The organism is Hydrotalea sp. GW822-HT8A01, from assembly GCF_058798575.1.
The window spans coordinates 1,711,689-1,736,072 of the sequence record NZ_CM179506.1 but is presented as its reverse complement, the minus strand read 5'-3'; the positions used below and the strand labels follow the sequence as shown (position 1 = coordinate 1,736,072).

The following is a 24,384-nucleotide window of genomic DNA, read 5'->3' as shown; positions in this document are numbered from 1 at the left end:
TTTAATTGAAATAAAAATAGCAGAAAATGCTCAAATATCCAAATTGAATTTTACTCATTCAAATTTGGAAACAGAGAATTGATGCAAGCTACTTCCGTCTCTAATTTCTTCATTGGCATTTTGTAAAACTGTATCGCCGGGCAAAATGTTACCAAATATTTCAATTTTACTATTGTTTTCATTTCCCAATTGTACAGGAATCCAATTTACCTTGCTATTGTGTATACATAAAACAAATGTGCCGGTGGTTGCATACAAAACAGCAGTTTTAGGAACAACCAGATTAGAATCTTTCGTGTTCAAAGGAATATTAACATCCGCAATCATACCCGGTAATAATTTTTTATCGGTATTGTATACATCCATTTCAATACGCTGTGAACGAAGTTTGGTATCTAATGCACCGGCCAACCGATTTATAGTTGCATGAAAAATAATATCAGGATAGGCTTTTACTGTAAAATTAATTTTGCTTCCCTGAGAAAGATATCGGGAAAATTGTTCAGGTATTAAAACTACTAACCTGAGTTTATTTCTATCCTGCAATACAAACATAGGTAAATCTGATCCTTTACCGGATGGGCCAACATACGATCCGGGATTGACGTTTCGTAAAGTAATCATTCCGGAAAAAGGTGCCTGAATAGTTAAATATTTTTTGGTATCTAAAATTTCCCTGTACGAAGCTTTTGCAGCCTGCCATTGCGCATAATCAGATTTTTGCTTGGCTAATGCCAAATCTAAATCGTTCGGAGAAATGGTACCGGGAGTTCTACTGGTCTTTAATAATCTGTTATAAGCTGCATCACTCGCAATATAGATAGCCTCTAAAGATTTTAATTTAGATTCTGCAGCCAATAATTGTGCATTAATTTCCGGTGCTTCTGTGGTTGCCAGTAATTGACCCTCCTTTACCTGACTGCCGACATCAACCAACACATCTTTTACAAAGCTGTTAATTTTGGCATAGATGTTCACTTCCTGAAAAGCAATTAATTCTCCTGGTAATTTTAATGAACCATCCAGCTTTTCTTTGTACACAACAAAGGCTGGTGTTGCAGTAAGGGCCACACTACTATCTTTTTTATTGCCGGCATCTTTAGCAGAATGCCCACCATGGCAACTTTGTACAATAATAAGTGTGGGCAGAAGCAATAGGTACATCCATTTTTTACAAATCATTTTCATGTGTATTTTGATCTAATTCAGGAATATAATGTTTACTCATTTTATCATGTGGGTCTAACGAAACAGATTCAGTAGTTGTTTTATTTTGAACCCATGCAAATACCAAAGGCAATATCAACAACACAACAATAGTAGATGCTACCAACCCACCAATTACGGCCCGGCCTAATGGTGCTGCTTGTGCTCCGGCTTCTCCAATACCCGCTGCCATAGGCAACATACCCATTACCATGGCAACTGTGGTCATTAAAATTGGGCGTAAACGAACAGTAGCCGACTCAACAGCAGACAATACTGCATTCCCATTTTTTATTCGTAACGCCTCTGCATTGGTAACTAATAATACAGTATTGGATATAGAAACACCTACGGACATAATCATGCCCATATATGATTGCAAATTCAAAGTAGAATCGGTGAGCAATAACATGGCAAGAGAACCCAGCAAAACAGCAGGTACCGTACAAAGAATAACCAATGAAACTTTAAATGACTGAAAGTTTGCAGCCAGCATTAGAAAGATGACAATGATGGCTGTAATTAAGCCGCCCTGCAAACTGTCTAATGTTTCTGTAAGCACCTGACTTAATCCGCGTGTTTCTACATATAAACCTCTGGGTGGTTTACCGAGTGCTTGTATGGCATTTTCAACATCCTGTGTTGCAGTACCTAAATCTTTTTTAAATATATTGGCGGTAACTGAAAGTGCAGGAATGGCGCCAATATCATCATCTTGTCCATAAACAGAATCTTCATGAATTGTTGCCACATCGCCCAACATAGGCCGGTTACTTCCGGGCACTAACGGTATCTGATTAATGTCGGAAACTGATGACATTTTACTTTCCGGAATTTCTACCTGTACCAAATAACTTAAAGATGTTTTGGGATCAATCCAAACATTTTTTTCAGTAAACCGCGAAGATGATGTTGCAGCTACAAAAGATCGTGAAATTGCGGCGATATTGGTACCTAACTGTGCAGCTCTAACCCTGTCTACATGAATATTAATAGCAGGATAATGAATCGCTTCATCTAATTGTACATCCCGTAAATAAGGTATTTGCTGTAATTTTTGTATAACGCGCTGTGCAAATACTTCATTCTGTAATTTATTTTTTCCGATTATTTTTACTTCAATAGGCGTAGGTGAACCTTGACTTAATATTTTATCTGTTAACTCAATCGGTTCAAAAGAAAGTTTTACCTGCGGCAATACCATATACATTCTTTTACGAATGGCATCTTTTAATGTATCCATATCAAGCGCATATCCTTCTTTAAATGCAACTTGCAGTACTGCTTCCTGCGGACCGGCCATAAATAAGTATATAGGATTTGTTGAAAACTGTGATCCGTGAATACCTATCATGGCAGAAGAAATAGAAACATTCTCTTTGCCAACAATATCATACAAAACATTTAAAGTAGTCAATACATCTTTTTCTGTTTTTTCAATACGGGTACCATCTTCATCGCGAATACGCAACTGAAACTGACCAATATCTGCCTTGGGCAATACATCTCTACCAATCAAAGAAAATAAACCAACAGCTAATGCAACAGACACAACAATATATACAGCAGTAATCCATTTTTTATAAGGCAACAAACTATTTAAAAACTGAACAAACTGAAGTCTGAATCGATCAAATCGAGTAATTTTTCCATCATTATTAAAATCTGCTCTGGTAGCTAGTATTTCTTTTTGCTGCCAGGTATTTTGTTCAGACTCAGGTGTAATAGCAGCAGCTTTAAACTGCTCTGCATCAGATTTTCTTTTTATTTTAAACCATGAAGTACGCTTGGCTGAATCATTGTGCCGGTAATCATTTTTCATGAACCAATTGGCTAACACCGGCACCAGTGTTTGTGACATGATATAAGAAGTTACCATTGAAAATGTAATGGCTAATGCAAGTGGTAAAAATAAAGAACCGGGAATGCCATTCATGGTAAAAGCCGGAGCAAACACAGCCAGTATGCAAAACAGAATCAGTAATTTAGAAAATGCAATTTCATGACAAGCATCCCACACTGCCAATGCTTTTGGTTTACCCATACTTAAATGCTGGTGAATATTTTCTATGGTAACCGTTGATTCGTCTACCAATATACCAATGGCCAAAGACAGGCCACTTAAGGTCATGATATTGATTGTTTGATGAAAAAGTGAAAGAAACAATACACCTGAAATAATACAAGTGGGTATAGTTAAAATTACAATGAATGCCCCTCGTGGATCGCCTAAAAATAACAGCACCATTAATCCGGTTAAAATTGCACCAATAATTCCTTCACTTAATAAGTTTTTAACGGAATTAATTACATAAGTTGACTGATCAAACTCGTACGTTAAATGAACATCTTCCGGCAATAACGATTGAAATCGCGGCAATGCCTTTTTTAAATTTTGAACCACCTCCCACGTAGAGGCACTGGCTGATTTTGTGATGGGCAGATAAACAGAACGTTTCCCATTTACTAAAACATATCCTACCGTAACATCGGCCCCATCTTCTACAGTTGCCACATCTTTTACATAAATATTTTCTGCAGTACCGGTGTATAAAGGAATGTCTTCAAAATCTTTGACCGTATTAATGGTTGCATTGATGGGTGTAAAATAATTTTTATCTCCAATACGCACGTTGCCGGATGGAATGGACTGATTATTCACCCTTAGCGCAGCCACTAATTGATCGGGTGTAATATTATGGGCACGCATTAATGCCGGATCTGCTTTTATTACAACGGTGCGGGCATTGCCGCCAAATGGAGCCGGTGATACTAATCCCGGAATTGAACTGAAACCTGAACGGATATAAACATTTGCTAAATCCTGCAACTCGTTATTGCTGCGTGTTTTACTGCTTAGCACCAATTGCCCAACAGGTAATGTAGAAGCATCAAAACGTATAATAAATGGAGGATTTGTACCCGGCGGAAAAATTGTTTGCGCCCTGTTACTAAATGCAGTTACTTCGGCTGCCGCCTGAGCCATATTGGTTCCCTCATAAAACGTTAATTTAATAAGGGTTAAACTTTGAATGTTTTTTGTTTCAATACTTTTTACACCAGATACATACAATAAAAGGTTTACATAATTTTTACCGAAGTAAGCTTCCATTTGATCGGGAGTAAAGCCACCATAAGGATGAGAAAGATAAATAACGGGTAAATCAATATTTGGGAAAATATCAATTTTTATAGTACGTATAGCCCTAATACCAAAAAAGAATAAACCGGCAACCAGTACTAAAATAGTAATGGGTTTTCTTAATGCGGTTCTAATTAAATTCATGCTTTAATAGTTGAAATACATTAATATAAATTATTTTATTTGCTGCATTAGTAAATCCCAATCTCCCGAAGCGGCTGCTTTTAGTAAGAGTGCCTGCCATATATTAATACATGCAAGTTTTGCAGACGTTTCTGCCCTATTTACAATATACAATGCCTGTTGCAAATCTATAATGGTAGCTAACCCATTTTCATATAGTACAGATTTTTGCAAAAAAGCATCACGTGCGGCTTTTAATTGAATAGGTACTTCTCGATAACTTTGCAATGTATTTTGAATACGCTGATCTGCCAGTATTAAAGCATCTTGCAATTGCGTATAAGTTTGATCATATTCCTGTTTATATGTCTCCGTTAATTCTCTTTGTGCATTCACCTGTTGTTTTATCTTAGGTATACTCATGATATTAAATGCCAACGATAAGCCGGCAATGTAATTAGAGCGCAGTGGTGTAACGCCATCAAAAAAACTTTTTGAGTAATTGTTGGGCGAAGCAGCACTGTACTGACTGCCAAAACCAGAACCTCTTGTTTGAAAAATACCAAAAAGATTAATACCGGGCAGGATGCTATTCTTAATTGCATTTGCCTGCATTTCACTTTGCCGAATTTTACTTTCAAAAAATTTTACTTGTGGGTTAGCAGTAATATTAAATGATGAAACAAAATTTTGAGGAATGCGATTAAAAAAAGAAGTGTCTAAGAAAAATGTTTCAGGTTTTTGATTGAGTAATTGTGCCAATGTACTTTCTGCCTGCTGCCTGTTAGAGATAGCATCAATGAGAATTAAATATGCATTGGAATATTCTGAATTGGCAATAGAAGAATCAACCCCGGGATTAAGTCCATTCAAGGTTCTTGCCAATACGGCAGTTCTAAAAGTATCTGCCCGGTTTAAGTTTGCCTGTGCTTCGATTACCAAACCCTGTGCTGTTAATAAATTAAAATATGCTCCTGCCACTTTTACACTTAACACAAATTTTTCCTGTTCAACATCAGCAGAATCTGTTTGTACCACTGCATTAGCCGCTGCAATGCGGGATTGCTTTCTGCCAAACGTAAATGCCTCCCAGTTAGTAGAAATTAAATACAATGATCCAAAAGCTGCATTCCATTGCTGGCTGTTAAATACAGGCCCTGCTGATGAAACACCAAAAGCGCCATAAGGTGCACCGGGCCCATACAAACCATTAATACTTCCATAATTCTGCTGCATACTTGCCAAAATATTAGGCAAGTAATCATTTTTTACATTTTGTAATAAATAATTGGAAGCTTTTAAATAGTGCTGCTTTGCTTTAATAGTTTGATAATTATTTAACCCGGAATGGATTGCTTCACTTAACAATAATGGTTGTTGCTGAGCATTAGAAAACTGAATTGTCAATATCAAACTGAAAAACAAAAACACAAAAACACATTTGGTATAGTTTAAAACCATATTATCAATTTAATCAACACTTAAAATTTATTCATTCCTAAAAATTAACCTTTAATGAATCACATTTTTTATTCATCATTTTCCTGGCTTGTAATTGTAGCCACAAAATGCCAGGCTTTTTTTGCATCTCTATCAATTATGCTTTGTAATAACTTTTCATGCAAGTCTTGTTTTAGCATAAACAAGTCTGTATCAACAAAAACTTCCTGAAAAAAATTTTTTAGCTGGGCGGCTATTGTTTTATACAAATCACATAAAATTTCATTACTACATGCTTCAGCAATGGCAAGATGGAATGATATATCAGCATCAATACATTTTGCAACATCATTCCCAATAGCTGCTTTATAACGTTCTTTTAAATATTTACGCATGCAGTTAATTTGCCGGCTTGTTCTGTAAATAGCCGCTTTCTCTGCAATTTTTAGTTCCAGTAATTGCCTTACTTCATTTAGCTCCTCGCCTCGTGCCGACTGCAAGCGATGATACCATGGCACAGGTGTTCCATTTTTTAAAGCAACAAAAGTACCTACACCCTGCTGAACTTTTAAAATTCCGGAATAAGAAAGTATTCGGATGGCTTCCCGAATGGTTGATCTGCCTACACAAAAATATTCCATCAATTCGGGCTCAGTGGGCAATTGATCACCAATTTTAAATTTACCGATTGCTATATGTTGTTGCAATTTTTCTGCAACCACATCACTCAGCGATTTTTTTTTTACAGGTTCTGCATGCATACATCATATCATCTGATGTATGAAAGTAAATTAATTTTATTACCAGACCAACATCTTTGTTAAAAAGCATATTTTATTAACCTATTTTAATTGAATTTTAAACAATTACCTGACAATGAAAAATGGGAAATACGATTACTGAGCCAATGAAACCCTGACTAAAACGCCAGCCCTGGTAACAATAGTAGGTGCAGCAGTTGAAATAAAAGGAGTCACTCTTCGTTGATCAAAAAACAGCCGGAGATTGATACGGTTATTATAAACATAATCAATAGCGGGTTGAATAATGACAACCTGTTGGCCTCCGGTTCCATAGGCTGTGGATTGGTCTATCCTGCTGTTACTGGTTGCATCATTTCTAAACGACAAATCGAGTTTAATGGTTAAATCGTTCTGCAATTTTGTATTCTTCATGCCCGGCAACTTAAACGGTAAACGTAAGCCACGTTTACGCCAATTGAAGCCCGTTGTCCACTGTGTGCTGTTTGTTTCACTTAGCTGGTAATCAATTAAACTTAAACTCAATTGTCTGCTTTTGGCATATTCTAATTTTAAACTTAACTGTTTAGTGGTGGTAACTTCAATACCCAGTAACGGAGCAAACTGCTCTTGCATAGTGATATTGGGAACCAAATAATAAGGTATATAGTTACCACTCAGCGTATCTATAAAGCCCGGTGCACCATAACGAAATGGATCCTGATACAATAATGCACTGGAAAAGCTGTTCATACTTAAAGTGGCAGAATAAGCATGCGTAATATTAATGGCTGTAAAAATTTTAGCCAATGCAGGTATTTTACTTAACCCTGTATAGCTTAAGCGCCAATTGGGTTTTGGAAGAATACCACTAAATGGATTGGATCGAATACCCGATCCGGATCCCTTCAATAAAGGGAAAGTAGAAGGATCTTTTTTGGTATAAGCAGATAAAAAAGCGGGTATTAAAACATCTTGGGAATAGCGCCCGTAACCCGTTGCAAATCCGTCTGAAGTAAAAGTTGGATTCTGCTTCCAATAAGGATTTAAATTGGCTACTCTTTTTGAAATAATTTGTCTGTTATTTTCAAACTGAAGAAAAGTAGAAGATAATTCATTGGGATTGGTTTTTCGAAACAATGTTCCTAAAGCAATATAAGATACGCTGAAACCTCCGGCAGTATATGGATTAAGATGTTGCTGCGGCAATCCCAGCCCCGTTGTGTCTTTAAATAATTCACTGTAGTTTTTTGAGAAGCTTTTATTTAAACTTAGATCTACCCTGAATTCTCTAACAGGTTCTAACTGCGCAGTTAATCCTAATTTTTGTTCAAAATTTTGCTGATACAAGTAGTTGAAAGTACCGTCTTTTGTAATTAACCCTTGTGCCGCTTTTCTGTTTAACCAACTACTATCGGGTTGTCGGCCAAACACATAATCTAACCCTGGTTGCATGGTTTTCATGTCCTGCCCAAAAGCAGTGGTATTTCCTAACCAGCCGGGCACACGGCTATTGTAATTTTCGCCATAGTTCACTGATACATTTTTTATCATGGTAACCAAATGACCGGCTGCTCTAACAGCGCCATTCATTTGTGTGGGCTGATTGGCCTGTTGCAATCGCAATGCAGTTCTGTAATCACGCCGTTGTTGCCGCCATTTTCGCAATGCTATTCTTTTCTTTTTACCATGCAACCTGTTACCTGCAGTATCTGTAATCGCTTCTTCCCGGTTGGGTAAAGTAATTCCTAACGGGTTAGCATTTGCGCCATTAGGGCTGCTCACAGGTTTACCGGTTTGGTTATTAAAGAATTGTTTGGGCGGAGGCGGAGGACGATAGTCTAAATTCCGCAACCATTTTGATTTGGTATAAAGCCTTGTAAAATCAAACTGTGTATTTAAATTATTTTGTTGACTGTTTTCTAAGGTATTACCTAATGAAACAGCCAGTAAACTGGCAGCTATCCAGTTATAGGTAGTAGCATAACTGTATCGGGCTGCTATCCAATTAGTGAACGGGAATTTTGCAAGGGGTAAAGTATACGTTGCACTTGCTCGTTGCTGATAAAGGGTTGTTCGGCCACCACTAATAAAATTCTGCCATACTGAATCTTTTTTAGCTTTGGTATTAATCATTCCATAAGGTTCATCTACCCTGCCAAAACTGGTTGCAGAAAAATCGAGATTTACGGAACGTGCTACATCCCATCTAAAATTATAATATTTATCGAACGTAAAATATTTGTTGTAGGTAGTATCTACCAACATTACTTTGGTTTGTTGCTGATCGGTATTAATAATACGGGGAATATACTGCCCAAACTGCCGGTTCACATCGGCCCTGAAGCTAATGAGAGAAGGCCGCAGGTTCACATTAAAATCGCGAATAAAAGAGGTCCATTGGCTGTTTCCTTTAATTATTTTTTTGAAAGGTTCTTTGTATCTGGGTGGTGCATTATAAGTATATCCTAATCCGGCACGCCATTTTACTAAATTATTGAGCAAAGTAGTGGGGTTGTTTTGTACCGTTTGTGTAAAGGAATAGCTGACATCAAAATTACTGAGGCTCCATAAGTGCACTTTGCCTTTTGGCATTACACGTACATTGGTGAAATTGATGGTTTTGATGGTGGTTTGGTCAATTGCTGCATTTTTAATGGAATCGCGTTTGGCTTTTGTTTGCGCTGCACTTAGTTTTTGAGATAAGGTAATATCCAAATCAAATGGATCATATTTTGGTGAACTTACGGTTTTATCAAAACTGGCAAATACCGGCACCGATAACCTGGTGCCCTTCGGTAACAATTTACCCGCATCAATAGCAATAGAGGCATCAAACTGTGTAAAATTATCCAAAGCCCGTTGCCCAATATGCGATTCTAAGGAACCCCAACCTGCCGTATGCATACTTCCGGAAATAGACATTTTTCCCAAATCGGCCAAACCAATATCTACCCTTCCAACAGCTGCATAAGCACCCCTTTCATTAATATTCGATAGCCGTAATTCATCTACCCAAACTTCAGCACTTAGCGGTGTGGTATTGGTGCTGGCATTTTCTACGCCAATTAAAAATGCATTGACTGCACCAATATTCGGGTTACCTAAAACAGAAAATGTTTTATCCCCAATTACCTGCCGATATATGGTACTAACGGAAGCACCACTATTATTACGTTGTAGTTTTAAATTAGTTAATGTTTGAATATCGAAATCGAGGTTATTTTGTGTTGGCCATACTATAGTATCGGAAACAGGCGAATAATTGCCGGGTGGTGTAACCTTTAAAGGAACTTTTATTTCATAATAATTATTCAGATAGTCTTGCCCTATTCTAACCACCAAATTTAACTGATTGTCTTGCAATGCAGTATTTGGAGCCGCTTCCACATGCGCAAACATGAGCATTTTGCCATACAAACGCATATCATAATTGGGCAAAGTTTTAAACACTGCTCTGGAATTTCCCGGAGTAAGATGACCCACCTGTAAACTCAATGATTGTTCATTTTGTAAAATATTGATACCATTATTGCTTAGCTGTTGCACACGCTGAATGCCGGGAGGAATAACATAGTTTACCGGGGTACGACTACTGTTTTCCTCTAAATTTACAGCAAGGGTATTAAAGGTAATTGTGCTGGTATCAATAGGTGTATAAGAACCTGTTGTATCTAATTTAAACGTAAACTGCCGCCATTGATTGCGTACCAGTTCTAATTTTGCGAAGCGCAATACTACTGAATCCTGAAACCCTGTTAAATACATCCGCATAAACTGGATGGATTTAAAATCTGGTATTTGGCCTGTTTTACTGGCATAATCGCTCAATGGTATCCGAAACAAATACCAATTTTCAGTTCCGGTAGTTCCATCTGCATAGGTTACCGGCACTATGCGTTTATCAGAAATATATTTTGTTACGCCTACATCCATACCCGGCGCAAGATTTACCTGATATTCAAAATATTCTTCATCTTCATTTAAAGTATTATCATGGTTTAAATCTTCATTATCAGGATATAAAGTTGCTGCCGGAGAAAAAGGTGATGTTCCGGTAGCAATGGGCGAATTGCCTTGCGGATTATTGAAATTTTTATAACGCTCCAATATTCCTGCCCCACTTGCATCAAAGCTCGGATCGCGATACCATTTATAATCATCATTCGAAGGATCCTGAATGGCACGTTGATAAATAGGTGAATTTGTGCCAAAATTTGCTGTTATTTTAGAAAGATAATCGGTACGTTTTCTTCGCTCCCCATCATTATCTAAACCATCCAAACCCACATCCTGATATACCCTATCGCCAGGATTGTTGCTGAATGCATTGGTTACTTGAATAGGATTCACAGGCACTCTTCCCCAAGTTGTACTACTATCAATAGCAGCGGGTGAGGTAGGGGTATTTAGTCCGTTTTCATAAAAACGTTTGCCATCTTTCAGAATATCTTCACTTACATTACCAAAATCAATCATTAACTGGCCGCCGGTACTATTCGGCAATTTGATAAAAGGATCCTGAATCCAGAATTGTACATACTCAATATTATTGGTTTCAAAATCTGTTTGATCAATAGCCCGCATAATACCACCCCATCTTTTTTTCGGATTTAATAATTTTCCATTGGCATTTACCTGAGAGGGATCATTGTCATAATTATAAGGGCCAATATCTGTAGGATAGTATGCTACATCGAAAGTTGAGGTTTGAGTATTTACAATATTGGTAGTAAGCTGCGGAAATAACTCATTGGTATATACCAGTCTTACACGAGGATCACTCAGTGCTGCCAAATTTCCTCTCAGCGGATTGTTGGGGCTGTTCTTGTCTTGCAAATTCGGTTCAATATTATACCAGGCAATTTTTGCTCTGTTTTTATTATAGTCAACAGAATCTATTAATAATGCTTCCGGAAAATTAGGATTACCAGCCGGAGTGGAAGCCAAAGCCCATGCCGTTGATGGAAACCTTAAATCAATATTAGAAGTAGTTCCCTCAAAATCATCTAAATAAATTAAACCATTATTGCCCGATCCAATTTGGGGTGGATGGCCGGGTTTAAAATAAGCACCTTCGCCATAAGCAGCAATGGTACTCATGGTTTTGGTAGAATAGAAAGGCAGCTTATTCAAAGCTCTCGTCAATCCGGGCCAGTTAGAGTGATAACTGAAATCAACACCATACATGGTATTGCGAATAGGATCTTCACCATAATTCATTTTGGTAAAGAATGGCCGTTCATTCAAACGCTCTATAGTAGCACCAATGGCTAATTTTTTACTGGCGGCATAATCTAACCGTAAACCAAGGAAACCTCGTTGCTGAATACCAAATGAAGCATTGTTTTCATAAGAAACATTTACGGGAATACCGGAATTAATAATAGCCTGATTTAAAATTTTGACAGAACCTAAATTATAATCAATGGTATAATCAACTCCTTCAGTTAAGGTTTGCCCTCCTGCAGTAAGTTTTACTGATCCGGGAGGTATATTATATGCACCGAGATAAATATCGCTTCCACTGGTGCCTTTTGCCTGCCCCTTCATCACAAAGCGGTCTACGTTAGCATAGGTTTGCGCAATGGCTTTAATGGAATCATATAATTGGTAATACACATATTTTTGAATCAGTGCTGCCGGTTGTCCTGCAAAAGCCAGATTTTGTAAATCTTTACCAAAAGGCTCTAGCACGGGAAAGATAATTTTACCTTGTTGAGACAAGATGGTAAAACCTTCCAGATAATCGAAAATACCATCGGGCTGAGGATCATTCTGATTATTTAAGCGGTCTAAATTTAAAATGGTCAATAAAGGCTTTCCTTCAACAGATGGAGCTGATTCAGGTAAATATCTTTTCAAACCACCACTGGGTTGGTTGTATAATACATTCAATTGAAAACCATCTCTTGACACACCGGCCAGATCTAATGAGTATACGTTTTTCATCATCAATCCCCAAATGGGCAAATTGGTGCGGGCTGATGTAGCTTTCAATAATTTTAAATACAATACTTTTTGTACCCCTTGTGTAGAATCTACAGCAACATCCTGCGAAAATTCACCTACCTGATATACCTGCCCATTGTAAGTGTACTGATAAGCCACTGCCAACACATCATTCGGTTGCAGTTGTGCATTCAATGACAAGAAACCAATTTGCGGATTAAAATAATATTCAGTAGGTGCTAATTTGCGTGCAAAAGTTTTTTCATAATCATTTACCTGCGTTAACCCTTTACTTTGCAAAAATGCACCTACAGTAGATGGGTCTCGGTTTTGCGTAATAGCACTATACAAAGTATTGGCGCCATTTTGTGGTAAAGGGCTGCTCGTTAGTGATTGAAAATTGGGATTATAAGGCTGTGGTTCACCCAAATCCATCAACCCTACTATGGCACGTGTATCAGTAGTTGAACCATTTCTGTTGGTTACCCAAACTTCAATGCGTTGTATTTGTACCTGACTATTTACAATCGGCAAATTACTCATGGCCGTATTGTAATTATTACGGAAATATTGTGCTAACAGAAAGTCGCGGTTCTCATCGTAATCATCTAATTTTTTTTGAAAATTGGTGATGGCCGCACCACCCTGCAAAGCCTGTGTTTGCCGTTGCGACTGCTGGTTCGCTAATACAGCAGTAACACTTAATTTACCAAACTGCAACTGTGTTTTTATACCGAACAAATTTTGTGCACTCGACATGAGTGCTCCCTTGGTTTGAAAGGCAATATTACCGGCCTCAATACTTCTGATAATTTCATCGTCCATGCCTTTATAATTCAACTTTAACTGATTGAGATAATTAAAGTTAGCCAGTGTATTATAATTAATGGGAAGCTTTAATTTATTTCCAATATTGGCATTTACATTTAAATTGGTATTCAGGTTAAAATCAAATCCACCGGTTCTCCGGGCTGCTTCCGGCAAAGTGGGATTTAATGTATTTTGACCATTATAACCCATTTGAATATCTACGCTACCCTGAGGTTTTATGTCTACTTTTAAACCATCCGGACCTACACCAAAAATCCGGTCAAATAGTGTATTATAAACTCTTACCGGCGGTCTTTGAACTTTTTTATTGAGTAAGGTTAAAGCATCGGCACGTTGTTTAAAATAATCGTCCTGTTGTTGCTGGGTTCTTAACTTGTAATACTCTTCAAAAGTTAAAGCGGTCGGTTTTCTGAAATAAGTATTCCCTACTTTTTCTAAAATATAATATTGATTGGTTTTGGGGTCGTACTCTACTTTTTGTTTGATATATGAGGTATCATTTAAATCGAACGGATTTTTATTTTGCCAGGATAAAAAATCGCCCCTCCGGTCATGAATAGGAAAACGCAATGAGTTTCCTCCTTTTTTTAGTGTATCAGTAGTTTGGGCAAATAAACATCCATACGGAAACAACAACACCGAAGCAGTTAGTAAAAAAGCAGTAAGCAATAAGGTTCCTTTCTTCAAAAAAAGCAGGCTTGGTTAGGTAAATTTATAGGCTATTGTTATAAGTTTTTTAATGATTGCTTAATAATTTCTTCTAAAGATAATTCAGGTTTTGTTAACATAATTTTTTTAACTGCATTTTCTGCGGCCGGCCGGCCAATACCCAATGCAATCAGTGCCTGAACAGCGTCATCATCTACAGATATTAAGTTATTGGCGTTAGATAATCCAGTAACATCCATTTCTTTTTTGCTAATCTTATCTCTTAGTTCTAATACCAGTCTTTCAGCCGTTTTTTTGCCAATACCCTTTACAGTGGCCAGCAAAGCGGTATTACCCTGCGCTATAGCCTGACTAATTTCATGTGGTCTTAAACCAGACAACATCATTCTGGCAGTAGCAGCACCCACACCCGATACACCAATTAACAGTAAAAACATTTCTTTTTCTGCCGGTTCGGCAAAACCAAAAAATGTTTGCCCATTTTCGGTAATATGTAAGTAAGTATGTAATAAGCCGGTCGACAAATCTTTGATGGCAGAATAAGTATGCAAACTAATTTGCATTTCATACCCAATACCATTGGCCTCTATAATGGCATGCGCCGGCGATTTAACCACAAAACTTCCTTTTATATATGCTATCATAGTTGCAGGGTCAAAAATAGGGTTTTCATTCATAATATAACCTGCAAATAGGCCAATATGATAGTATTCTAAAATAAAAGCGGATATTTGCGGTCATTTTTACAAAAAAGTACAACAATTATATGAGCAAGATTTCAGCCGCTATTACCGCTGTTGGAGGTTATGTACCCGAAACGAAACTAACCAATTTTGATTTGGAGAAAATGGTGGATACCAATGATGAATGGATAAGAACCCGTACAGGAATAGAAGAACGCAGAATTTTAAAAGAACCCGGCAAAGGCAGCAGCGATATGGCTGTTCCTGCTATCCAGGAAATATTAAAGAAAAAAAAATTACAAGCAACCGATATTGACTGTATTATTTGTGCCACCGTTACACCCGATATGGTTTTCCCCGCTACTGCCAATATTATTGCAGATAAATTAGGCGCCACCAATGCCTGGGGATTCGATTTGAGTGCAGCCTGCAGTGGCTTTTTATTTGCCCTTACTACCGGTGCGGGCTTAATAGAAAGCGGCCGCTACAAAAAAGTAATTGTAGTGGGTGTAGATAAAATGAGTGCCATTATAGATTATACCGACCGCTCCACCTGTATTATTTTTGGAGATGGTGCCGGTGCCGTATTGTTAGAACCCAACACTGAAGAATTGGGTATTCGGGATAGTATTTTACGCAGTGATGGTTCAGGTGCCAAATACCTGCACATGAAAGCAGGTGGTTCTGTAAAACCCGCCACTGTTGAAACTGTTTTAGCAAAAGAGCATTTTGCCTATCAGGAAGGACAGGCTGTATTTAAATTTGCAGTGAAGGGCATGGCAGATGTGAGCGCTGAAATTATGGAAAGAAACAATCTGACTGCAGCAGATATAGCATGGCTGGTACCCCATCAGGCCAATCTTAGAATTATTGATGCTACAGCCAACAGGATGGGATTAGACAAAGAAAAAGTGATGATTAACATTCAACGATATGGCAATACAACTGCTGCTACCATTCCGCTTTGCTTATGGGAATGGGAAGACCGCTTAAATAAAGGCGATAATATTGTTTTATCTGCTTTTGGAGGTGGTTTTACATGGGGGGCCATTTTGCTGAAATGGGCTTATTAAAATAACAATTGAATTTGTTGAGGTGATGGCGGTATTCCATCACCTTTTTTATATTCTAACCCACTGTATATAATCTGTAGATGGCAATTCTGTTACGCCCAATTGCCGTAACATGGTTACCAACTGACCTCTGTGATAGGTACTGTGATTAAAAATATGCAGCAATATTTGCCACAAAGGCTGCTCAAAATATTCTTTTTTTGAATTTTTATATAAAATCACTTTTTCCAATTGTTCATCATTTAAACCATTCATCCATTCCACCCATAGTGTATCCTGACGGGCCAAGCCATTAAGTACATCGCTGGTACTTAATCCGGCATCTTTTAGTTGCCATCCAGTTTGTGGTTCTTCGCGCAGCCGCTGCCACCAAATGGTTTCTGCACCCAGTAAATGTAATAACGTACTGTATATACTTGGAAAACTACTCACCACTATTTGATGGTGCTTTGCCGGTTCTAAATTTTGAATAACATGTATCAATTGCAAATTAGCCCATTGATTATAAATGGCATATGAAATAAATAGCGATTTCATGTTCAATACGTTCTATTCGATCAAAAAAAGTTGTTGATTAAAATTAGATAAAAAACAGCTCAATTCGAACCTTCAATAAAAATAAACCGCATCCCGAAAAATAATCGCAGGTATACTTTAAATTCACCTTTATTTTTGTAACCCATAGTACCATAAAACCAGCCAAATTATGAAGCACATATTCCCCTTTACCGGCATCAGTTCAGTTGCATTGCATAGCACCAGTGAGGAAAATGCCGAGTTTGCACATATTACACCAATCTATGCCACATCTACATTTACTTTTTCTACTGCAGAAGAAGGAATGGAAAGATTTGCAGGGGAAGATAAATCCAGAATTTATGGTCGTTGGGGCAACCCTACTTTTACGGCTGCAGAAGAAACCATTGCAGCATTAGAAGCCTTTGGCATAAAAAACAACAATGGCACACCGCTACAATTGAAAGCATTGTTACATGCCAGCGGACAGGCAGCAATGACAACTCTTTTCATGAGCACACTAAAAGCAGGAGATGCCGTATTATCGCATTACTCCTTATATGGCGGTACTCATGAATTGCTACTAAAAGTTTTATCCAATGCCGGTGTTCACACTATTATTGCAGATTTAAGAGATGTGGCACAGGTGGAAGATATTATCAAAAAAAATCCGGCTATCAAATTAGTGCATTTAGAAACCCCGGCAAACCCAACCATTCAGTGTATCGACATTGCAGCCATTACCCAACTTGCAAAACAACATCATATACTGGTTTCCGTAGATAATACATTTGCTACACCTTATTTACAACAACCTTTTAAATATGGCGTTGATTTTGTTTTTCACTCCACCACTAAATTTTTAAACGGGCATGGTACAGCCATTGGTGGTGTTTTAATTGGAAATGATATTGAATTTATGCAAACACATGCCTGGAAATGGCAGGTTTTACTAGGCGGCAACAGCAATCCCTTTGATGCTTTTTTATTGATGAACGGATTAAAGACACTGGAATTGCGGATGGACCGCCATTGCAGTAACGCAAAAGCAGTAGCTGAATTTTTAGACCAGCACCCGGCCATTGAAAAAGTAAATTATGCCGGATTAGCAACCCATCCTGATTATGCTATTGCAGCCAAACAAATGAAACATCCCGGCGCACTCATGAGCTTTGAAGTAAAAGGTGGATTAGAAGCAGGTAAAAAATTTATAGATAAATTGCAAATGTGTGTTCGGGCAATTTCACTGGGCACATTAGATACTTTATTATCCCACCCCGCCAGCATGAGCCACAGAGGCGTTAGCGTGGAAGAACGTTTGAAATTTGGCATTACAGATGGATTAATTCGGTTAAGTGTAGGTATTGAAAATATTGCAGATATTTTAAATGATTTTGATCAGGCATTATCTTAATAAACATATGAATATTCAAATTAGAAAAGCTGAAAAAAAAGATTGCGCAAGATTATTAGAATTAATTCATGAACTGGCTGTTTTTGAAAAAGCACCGGAAGAAGTAACCGTTACCTTACAACATTTTGAAGAAAGCGGATTTGGTGAAAAGCCTGTTTGGTGGGCATTGGTAGCCGAGGTAGAGGGTGTAGTTCAGGCATTTGCACTTTACTATATTCGGTACAGTACATGGAAGGGGCAGCGCATGTATTTAGAAGATATTTTGGTAACGGAACAAATGAGGGGTAAAAAAATTGGCAGCCTGCTTTTTGATGCGCTTATTCAGGAAGCAAAAGAAAAAAAATTAAATGGAATGGTATGGCAGGTATTGAATTGGAATGAACCTGCCATTCAATTTTATAAAAAGTATAATGCCAAAATTGAAGATGAATGGATGAACTGCTCGCTTCAGTTTTAAAAAATAAAATGGGTAGCTTTCAATAACGGCTACCCATTTTCGTTTATACTTTTTTGGGACATTTTAACTAACGCCATCTGTTGTAATATTCTTTGCAATTTTTTGAACCAACCCCTGCAATACTTTACCCGGACCTACTTCTGTAAAATGCGTAGCGCCGTCAGCAACCATTGCTTCCACACTTTGTGTCCATTTAACAGCACCGGTTAATTGCACTATTAAATTTTGTTGAATGGTTTTGGCATCAGTCACTGCCTGTGCCACAACATTTTGATAAACCGGGCAAACGGGTTCACTAAAATTTGTTTTTTGAATGGCTTCGGCTAATTCTTTTTTGGCAGGCTCCATTAAAGGAGAATGAAAAGCTCCTCCAACCGGCAATACCAAAGCACGTTTGGCGCCTGCTGCTTTCATTTTTTCGCAGGCAATTTCCACTCCTTTAATGGTACCACTAATCACCAATTGTCCGGGACAATTGTAATTGGCAGCCACCACCACTTCGCCTGTTTCCTGTTGTACTTCCGCACAAATGGCCTCAACTTTTTCATCGGGCATTGCCAATATGGCGGCCATAGTAGAAGGTTGTAATGCACAGGCTTTTTGCATGGCATTGGCACGAACTGCCACTAATCGTAACGCATCTTCAAATTGCAACACTCCATTGGCTACCAAGGCAGAAAACTCTCCCAACGAATGGCCTGCTACCATATCAGGCTTTGGTGAAGGCAGCATGGCATAAGCAATCACTGCATGCAAAAAAACTGCCGGTTGCGTTACATTGGTTTGTTTCAACGCTTCATCTGTTCCGATAAACATGATATCGCTAATGCGAAAACCCAATATTTCATTTGCCTTTTCAAACATTTCCTTTGCAATAGCATGTTGCTCATACAATTGTTTACCCATTCCACTAAATTGCGCACCCTGTCCCGGAAAAACATAAGCATGTTTCATTATAAAAAATTTATTGAATTCCTATATTAAAAATTACGATTGCTTTTTAAATGTTTTCATCTGCTGCCAATAAAACATCCATTTAAAATTAATGCAAGTATACTTATAAATTAAAAACCGAAGTATTGTTTTATACAACTATCCTGTAAAATATTTAAAATAGTTTGTATTATATGCATACAAAAGCCGGTAGCAAAAACAACCGGCCAATTGTGCATCGGGCTTTTCTCTCAGAACTTCGTGTTCAATTCCAAATATTTCAGAAATTCATTCCGGGTAGTTTCTTCTTTAAATTTACCTTCGTAAAAAGAGGTAATGGTAGTAGAAGTATCATCTTCAACACCTCGGCTAGCCACACATAAATGCTTTGCATCAATTACAACTGCTACATCGTTGGTACCCAAAATTTGTTGTAATTCGGTGCCTATTTGCATGGTAAGCCGTTCTTGCACCTGTGGCCTTTTAGCAAAATATTCTACCATTCGGTTTAGCTTGCTTAATCCTATTACTTTACCATTGCTCATGTAGGCTACATGCGCTTTTCCAATAATGGGTACAAAGTGATGTTCGCAATTGCTGTAAAAAGAGATATTTTTTTCAACCAGCATTTGGTTATACTGGTAGGTATTATTAAACAAAGTCACTTTAGGTTTATTGGCGGGATTCAATCCTCTGAATATTTCTTTAATATACATTTTTGCCATTCGCTTAGGCGTACCTTTTAAACTGTCATCAGTTAAATCTAACCCCATAATTTCCATAATAGAACGGAAATGTTTTTCGATAGCTTTTGTTTTTTCCTCATCAGATAAATCGAAAGCATCTTCCCGAAGAGGTGTATCTACTGATGTAAGGATGTGATTATCACCCATTTCATCAATCAATACATCGGTTAATTCTGCTTTAGTTTTGCCATTAAGCTGGATACTCGACATAGTTTCGCTCTGTTTCATATAAAAATATTTTTAGTTCTAATTGTTCGTCCAGCTTATCACGCAGCAACTGATAAATAACTTTTGCTATGTTTTCGGCTGTGGGGTTTACTTGTTGAAAGTAACCCGTATCTAAATTCAAATTTTTATGATCAAATTGGTCTAATATTTCTTTTTTAATCAATGCACTCAAAACTTTTAAATCTAACACATAACCGGTATCGGGATTGGGTTCACCGGTTACTTTCACAATTAATTCATAATTATGACCATGAAAATTTTTATTATTACATAAACCAAATACAGTTGCATTTTTTTCATCACTCCATGCATTATTATGCAACCTGTGGGCGGCATTAAAATGTTCTTTACGATATACTGCTACTTTGTTTTGCTTCATAATTTTCCTTTCTGTTACACTTGCTGATGCAATTCACATACAACTGTTCACACAGTTCGGTTGCACACTTCAAAAAAAACTAAAAACCCAACTGAAAACTTTTTTTACAGGCACTGCATCAGAAGTGTGCTGATCAAGTGGCCTGTACCGATAGAAAGCTTTTTTTAATACACTGAAATATTTATCAAAATTAGCCTGCTAACCAATAGTAACCAATTAATGATTATTTTGTTTAAAAATTTTTTATTTTTTTTAAACAAAACAGCTAACCTGTAATTTTGTCGTATTGTTTTTTTTGCATGGTATTTGAACATCTTAAACTCTTAACTTCATTCAAAATTAATTGAGCATGTACTTACAAAAAGAATTTGAGCAATATGCGATTCATCACAGAAGAATTAGCAGTGCAACATTACATAATTACCGCAACCATTTCAATCCAACCGCTTTAACCCCTTATATCATTGAAGAACGCTCCCTCAATGTTGCCCAAATGGATGTTTTTAGCCGGCTTATGATGGACCGTATTATTTTTTTAGGAGAAGCAATAGATGATTATGTGGCCAATATTGTAACAGCGCAATTGTTGTTTTTAGATAGTACAGACCGCACCAGAGACATACAAATGTATATCAACAGCCCTGGTGGCAGTGTATATGCCGGCATGGGTATTTATGATACCATGCAATTTGTTACCCCCGATGTTTCTACCATTTGCACCGGCGTAGCAGCCAGTATGGGTGCCGTTTTATTATGTGCAGGTGTAAAAGGAAAGCGCACCGCATTAAAACACAGCAGAATAATGTTGCACCAACCCAGTGGCGCTATTGGTGGCCAGGCAACAGATATTGAAATTACTGCCCGTGAAATCAAAAAATTAAAGTTAGAACTGTATGAAGTAATTGCAGAGCATACAGGAAAAGATATTGAAACAGTAGGTAAAGACTGCGACAGAGATTTTTGGATGACTGCACAAGATGCCAAAGCATATGGATTGGTGGATGAGGTTTTATTCCGTAATCCTAAAAAAGATAAAAAAGACTAATTGCTGCATTGTCTGCCATTTTTACCAACATTTTAAAGCAAAATATTTATGATTACGAACAAATACATCATTAATCCTTACTTAAATGAAGAAGGAGAAGAAGAAAACAACAATAAGGAAGAGAAAGAACCCATGAGCCCTCAGATGCTGAAAAAAATGGAGAAACTTTTTTTTGAAAGAAGAGCAGTTTATTTGTGGGGAATAGTAGATGATAAAAGTGCCAGAGAGTTGGTGAGCAAATTGTTATTGTTAGATGCAGATAAACCCGGAGAAGAGATAAAATTATACATCAATAGCCCCGGCGGAGTAGTTACCAGTGGCATGGTAATTTACGATACCATTCAACTCATCCAATCGCCCGTAAGCACTATTTGCATGGGATTAGCTGCCAGTATGGGCTCTATTCTATTAAGTGTTGGCAAAAAGGGGAAAAGATTTATTTACCCGCATGGCGAAGTAATGATTCATCAACCCAGCCTTAGTGGTTATATTCAGGCCACATCAGCCGATATTGAAATTCAGGCCGATCAAATGAAAAAAACAAAGGATTTAGGCGCGAAAATTTTAGCTGAAAATTGCGGTAAACCAGTAGAACAAATCATGACAGATTTTGACCGCGATTATTGGATGGATGCGAAAGAAGCCGTTGAATATGGTATTGTAGATGCCGTACTTACCAAGATATAAATCCTGCATCATTACCGAATGTCACTTTTAACCTAAACGGTATCAACAAATTAGTAACTTTGCCAGTCACTACATGTACCTACGGGCAGTGGTTGTATGTTGTTTTAATGTGTTAACCCATTCATTAACAGCTTATTAAAACACACAAAAATTGTATTATGGCCAAACAAACACATTTACATTGTTCATTTTGTGGAAGAAGCCGGGCAGAAGTAAAAATTCTGATAGCCGGACAGGAAGCGCATATTTGTGAAAATTGCATTGAACATGCTCAGGAAATTATTGCACAGGAACTAAAAGATAATAACATTCAACCTGCCACAAACTCAACTAAAATATCTATAAAAAAACCCTTAGAAATTAAAAAGTTTTTAGATGAGTATGTAATTGGGCAGGATGAAGCAAAAAAAGTTTTAAGTGTAGCGGTATATAATCATTATAAACGTATTACTCAAAAAACACAGGCAGATGATATTGAAATTGATAAGAGCAATATCATTATGATTGGCGAAACCGGTACCGGAAAAACATTGTTGGCTAAAACCATTGCCAAAATGCTGAATGTACCTTTTGCCATAGTTGATGCTACTGTTTTTACAGAAGCAGGTTATGTGGGTGAAGATGTAGAAAGTATGCTAACGCGCCTGCTGCAAAATTGTAATTATGATGTTAATGCTGCAGAAAAAGGAATTGTTTATGTGGATGAGATTGATAAAATTGCCAGAAAAGGCGATAACCCATCTATTACCCGTGATGTAAGCGGAGAAGGTGTTCAACAGGGATTATTGAAAATGCTGGAAGGTACAGAAGTTTTAGTTCCTCCGCAGGGCGGCAGAAAACATCCCGAACAAAAAATGATTAAAGTAGACACAAAAAATATATTATTTATTTGTGGTGGCGCTTTTGATGGTATTGATAAAATAATTGCCAGAAGAATTAATACCAATGCCATTGGATTTAATGTAGATAAAGATGAACAGGAAAATAAAAGAAACAACCTGCTGCAATTTGTGAGTGCACAAGATTTAAAATCGTTTGGTTTAATTCCTGAATTATTAGGCCGTTTGCCGGTATTAACCCATTTGGATCCCTTAGATAAATCTACCTTACGCAATATTTTAACGGAGCCTAAAAATGCATTAATTAAACAATACAAGCGTTTGTTTGAACTGGAAAATATTATATTAACTATTGACGATGAGGTATACGACTTTATGGTTACAAAAGCTTTGGAATACAAACTTGGGGCCAGAGCATTGCGCAGTATTTGCGAAAGTATTTTAACCGATGCCATGTTTGAGTTACCCGGATCACGGCAAAAAGAATTTCATGTAGATCTGGCTTATGCCGAAAAAATGTTCAATAAAAGCAAATTAAGCCTTTTAAAAGTTGCATAGCCAACATACAATTGAATTAACCCCTAACAAATCAAATCATTAAAAAATAAACACATGAATGAACTGATTGAACGCTTAGTAGCAGAAGCCGGCTTAACGCCCGAACAGGCACAAAAAGCCATTGAAACAATAGCAGGATATGTAAAAGAAAAATTTCCTATGTTGGGAGGCGCAGTCAATAATATTTTCAAAAAATAAAAAAATGAGGAAGTCTCAAAAGTAAAATGATGCGTTTGAGAATGGCTTAAATGAAAACTTTCTCCACCCCCTCCCTTACCGAATAATATGAGGCTGCCTCGGACTTTTGAGACAGCCTCATTTTTTTGCCACTTTCCTTATCAGTTCATACAACTGTTATCTGCAAAATAAGGTATATCATCGTGCGATATTTTATCTTTCTGTTGCCAGTATGCCAGTGTTACTATTTTCCCGTCTTTTGTTTTGAGTGCCCTGCCAAAAATTGCATTAGTAACATTAAAGATTACATCGGTAACACCTATAGTAAACAATTCAGGAACTATTTTTTCGTTCGGCAATGCTGATTCAACAACTGTATTTTTCGCTGCGGGATTGATTACGGGAACAACTACAACGGTATATCCGTTATAGGTTAACAGATTTTTTAAAAACATTACGCGTTCGCTGGAAATATTGCGTTCTACGATAGCACATTTTATTCCATCCAAATCTTCAAATTCATGATTTTTATTGATGGCCATACAC

The 24,384-nt window shown here is 37.3% G+C and carries 18 protein-coding genes; 7 read left to right on the top strand and 11 right to left on the bottom strand.

The annotated features are described in order from the left end of the window. Window positions 1-54 precede the first annotated feature (54 nt). From AC3QLY_RS07540 to ruvA, 6 genes are all read right to left on the bottom strand, one after another. Complete coding sequence (locus AC3QLY_RS07540; protein WP_492991184.1) at window positions 55-1,182, bottom strand: efflux RND transporter periplasmic adaptor subunit; 1,128 nt, start codon at window positions 1,180-1,182, stop codon at window positions 55-57. Next, window positions 1,172-4,492 carry an efflux RND transporter permease subunit gene (locus AC3QLY_RS07535; RefSeq protein ID WP_492991182.1) on the bottom strand — a complete coding sequence of 1,107 codons (3,321 nt, stop codon included), beginning with the start codon at window positions 4,490-4,492 and terminating at the stop codon, window positions 1,172-1,174. The genes AC3QLY_RS07540 and AC3QLY_RS07535 overlap by 11 nt, the downstream gene beginning before the upstream one ends. A gap of 30 nt (window positions 4,493-4,522) precedes the next feature. After that, window positions 4,523-5,932: a TolC family protein gene (locus tag AC3QLY_RS07530; RefSeq protein ID WP_492991180.1), complete on the bottom strand. Its 1,410-nt coding sequence runs from the start codon at window positions 5,930-5,932 to the stop codon at window positions 4,523-4,525. Window positions 5,933-6,000: 68 nt separating this feature from the next. Next, window positions 6,001-6,672 (bottom strand): FadR/GntR family transcriptional regulator, encoded by a 672-nt coding sequence (locus AC3QLY_RS07525; RefSeq protein WP_074418110.1) that lies wholly within the window; start codon window positions 6,670-6,672, stop codon window positions 6,001-6,003. A gap of 135 nt (window positions 6,673-6,807) precedes the next feature. After that, window positions 6,808-14,121 (bottom strand): T9SS outer membrane translocon Sov/SprA, encoded by a 7,314-nt coding sequence (sov, locus tag AC3QLY_RS07520; protein WP_492991177.1) that lies wholly within the window; start codon window positions 14,119-14,121, stop codon window positions 6,808-6,810. A gap of 38 nt (window positions 14,122-14,159) precedes the next feature. Further along, the gene (gene ruvA / locus AC3QLY_RS07515) at window positions 14,160-14,780 is read right to left on the bottom strand and encodes a Holliday junction branch migration protein RuvA (RefSeq protein WP_228733161.1); all 621 of its coding nucleotides are present in this window, start codon (window positions 14,778-14,780) and stop codon (window positions 14,160-14,162) included. Window positions 14,781-14,869: 89 nt separating this feature from the next. Between ruvA and AC3QLY_RS07510 the strand changes: the two genes are divergently transcribed. After that, on the top strand, window positions 14,870-15,859 hold the full coding sequence (locus tag AC3QLY_RS07510) for a beta-ketoacyl-ACP synthase III (protein WP_074419827.1): 990 nt from the start codon (window positions 14,870-14,872) through the stop codon (window positions 15,857-15,859). Between the two features lie 48 nt (window positions 15,860-15,907). On the opposite strand, the gene AC3QLY_RS07505 is transcribed toward AC3QLY_RS07510, so the two are convergent. Then, window positions 15,908-16,396 (bottom strand): DinB family protein, encoded by a 489-nt coding sequence (locus tag AC3QLY_RS07505; RefSeq protein ID WP_074418134.1) that lies wholly within the window; start codon window positions 16,394-16,396, stop codon window positions 15,908-15,910. Between the two features lie 169 nt (window positions 16,397-16,565). On the opposite strand from AC3QLY_RS07505, the gene AC3QLY_RS07500 reads away from it, so the two are divergent. Together AC3QLY_RS07500 and AC3QLY_RS07495 are read left to right on the top strand one after the other, a co-directional pair. Then, complete coding sequence (locus AC3QLY_RS07500; protein WP_074418135.1) at window positions 16,566-17,789, top strand: trans-sulfuration enzyme family protein; 1,224 nt, start codon at window positions 16,566-16,568, stop codon at window positions 17,787-17,789. A gap of 7 nt (window positions 17,790-17,796) precedes the next feature. Then, the gene (locus AC3QLY_RS07495; RefSeq protein WP_068246285.1) at window positions 17,797-18,246 is read left to right on the top strand and encodes a GNAT family N-acetyltransferase; all 450 of its coding nucleotides are present in this window, start codon (window positions 17,797-17,799) and stop codon (window positions 18,244-18,246) included. Window positions 18,247-18,309: 63 nt separating this feature from the next. On the opposite strand, the gene fabD is transcribed toward AC3QLY_RS07495, so the two are convergent. From fabD to AC3QLY_RS07480, 3 genes are all read right to left on the bottom strand, one after another. After that, a complete protein-coding gene (fabD, locus tag AC3QLY_RS07490; protein WP_074419826.1) occupies window positions 18,310-19,200 on the bottom strand; it encodes an ACP S-malonyltransferase in 891 nt (296 codons plus the stop codon). Window positions 19,201-19,430: 230 nt separating this feature from the next. Next, window positions 19,431-20,153 (bottom strand): GTP cyclohydrolase I FolE, encoded by a 723-nt coding sequence (gene folE / locus AC3QLY_RS07485; RefSeq protein WP_074418137.1) that lies wholly within the window; start codon window positions 20,151-20,153, stop codon window positions 19,431-19,433. Continuing rightward, window positions 20,116-20,532, bottom strand: coding sequence for a 6-pyruvoyl trahydropterin synthase family protein (locus AC3QLY_RS07480; RefSeq protein ID WP_074418138.1), 417 nt, complete (start codon window positions 20,530-20,532; stop codon window positions 20,116-20,118). Before AC3QLY_RS07480 ends, folE begins: the two co-directional genes overlap by 38 nt. 349 nt (window positions 20,533-20,881) lie before the next feature. Between AC3QLY_RS07480 and AC3QLY_RS07475 the strand changes: the two genes are divergently transcribed. The 4 genes from AC3QLY_RS07475 to AC3QLY_RS07460 all read left to right on the top strand — a co-directional run bounded on the left by AC3QLY_RS07475 (window position 20,882) and on the right by AC3QLY_RS07460 (window position 23,859). Beyond that, the gene (locus AC3QLY_RS07475) at window positions 20,882-21,577 is read left to right on the top strand and encodes a ClpP family protease (RefSeq protein WP_074418139.1); all 696 of its coding nucleotides are present in this window, start codon (window positions 20,882-20,884) and stop codon (window positions 21,575-21,577) included. A gap of 48 nt (window positions 21,578-21,625) precedes the next feature. Next, on the top strand, window positions 21,626-22,264 hold the full coding sequence (locus AC3QLY_RS07470; protein WP_074419376.1) for a ClpP family protease: 639 nt from the start codon (window positions 21,626-21,628) through the stop codon (window positions 22,262-22,264). 158 nt (window positions 22,265-22,422) lie between these two features. Next, window positions 22,423-23,661 (top strand): ATP-dependent Clp protease ATP-binding subunit ClpX, encoded by a 1,239-nt coding sequence (gene clpX / locus AC3QLY_RS07465; RefSeq protein ID WP_492991173.1) that lies wholly within the window; start codon window positions 22,423-22,425, stop codon window positions 23,659-23,661. 54 nt (window positions 23,662-23,715) lie between these two features. Beyond that, entirely contained in the window at window positions 23,716-23,859 is a 144-nt protein-coding gene (locus AC3QLY_RS07460) for a hypothetical protein (protein WP_176712999.1), read from the top strand. Window positions 23,860-23,999: 140 nt separating this feature from the next. Here AC3QLY_RS07460 and AC3QLY_RS07455 read toward each other — a convergent pair whose 3' ends face one another. Beyond that, window positions 24,000-24,380: a hypothetical protein gene (locus tag AC3QLY_RS07455; protein WP_492991170.1), complete on the bottom strand. Its 381-nt coding sequence runs from the start codon at window positions 24,378-24,380 to the stop codon at window positions 24,000-24,002. Window positions 24,381-24,384 lie beyond the last annotated feature (4 nt).

Bases quoted from the DNA above. Each gene is read 5' to 3' on its own strand.
- AC3QLY_RS07540 (WP_492991184.1), bottom strand. From the start codon at position 1,182: ATGATTTGTAAAAAATGGATGTACCTATTGCTTCTGCCCACACTTATT.
- AC3QLY_RS07535 (WP_492991182.1), bottom strand. From the start codon at position 4,492: ATGAATTTAATTAGAACCGCATTAAGAAAACCCATTACTATTTTAGTA.
- AC3QLY_RS07530 (WP_492991180.1), bottom strand. From the start codon at position 5,932: ATGGTTTTAAACTATACCAAATGTGTTTTTGTGTTTTTGTTTTTCAGT.
- AC3QLY_RS07525 (WP_074418110.1), bottom strand. From the start codon at position 6,672: ATGCATGCAGAACCTGTAAAAAAAAAATCGCTGAGTGATGTGGTTGCA.
- ruvA (WP_228733161.1), bottom strand. From the start codon at position 14,780: ATGAATGAAAACCCTATTTTTGACCCTGCAACTATGATAGCATATATA.
- AC3QLY_RS07510 (WP_074419827.1), top strand. From the start codon at position 14,870: ATGAGCAAGATTTCAGCCGCTATTACCGCTGTTGGAGGTTATGTACCC.
- AC3QLY_RS07505 (WP_074418134.1), bottom strand. From the start codon at position 16,396: ATGAAATCGCTATTTATTTCATATGCCATTTATAATCAATGGGCTAAT.
- AC3QLY_RS07500 (WP_074418135.1), top strand. From the start codon at position 16,566: ATGAAGCACATATTCCCCTTTACCGGCATCAGTTCAGTTGCATTGCAT.
- AC3QLY_RS07495 (WP_068246285.1), top strand. From the start codon at position 17,797: ATGAATATTCAAATTAGAAAAGCTGAAAAAAAAGATTGCGCAAGATTA.
- fabD (WP_074419826.1), bottom strand. From the start codon at position 19,200: ATGAAACATGCTTATGTTTTTCCGGGACAGGGTGCGCAATTTAGTGGA.
- folE (WP_074418137.1), bottom strand. From the start codon at position 20,153: ATGAAACAGAGCGAAACTATGTCGAGTATCCAGCTTAATGGCAAAACT.
- AC3QLY_RS07480 (WP_074418138.1), bottom strand. From the start codon at position 20,532: ATGAAGCAAAACAAAGTAGCAGTATATCGTAAAGAACATTTTAATGCC.
- AC3QLY_RS07475 (WP_074418139.1), top strand. From the start codon at position 20,882: ATGTACTTACAAAAAGAATTTGAGCAATATGCGATTCATCACAGAAGA.
- AC3QLY_RS07470 (WP_074419376.1), top strand. From the start codon at position 21,626: ATGATTACGAACAAATACATCATTAATCCTTACTTAAATGAAGAAGGA.
- clpX (WP_492991173.1), top strand. From the start codon at position 22,423: ATGGCCAAACAAACACATTTACATTGTTCATTTTGTGGAAGAAGCCGG.
- AC3QLY_RS07460 (WP_176712999.1), top strand. From the start codon at position 23,716: ATGAATGAACTGATTGAACGCTTAGTAGCAGAAGCCGGCTTAACGCCC.
- AC3QLY_RS07455 (WP_492991170.1), bottom strand. From the start codon at position 24,380: ATGGCCATCAATAAAAATCATGAATTTGAAGATTTGGATGGAATAAAA.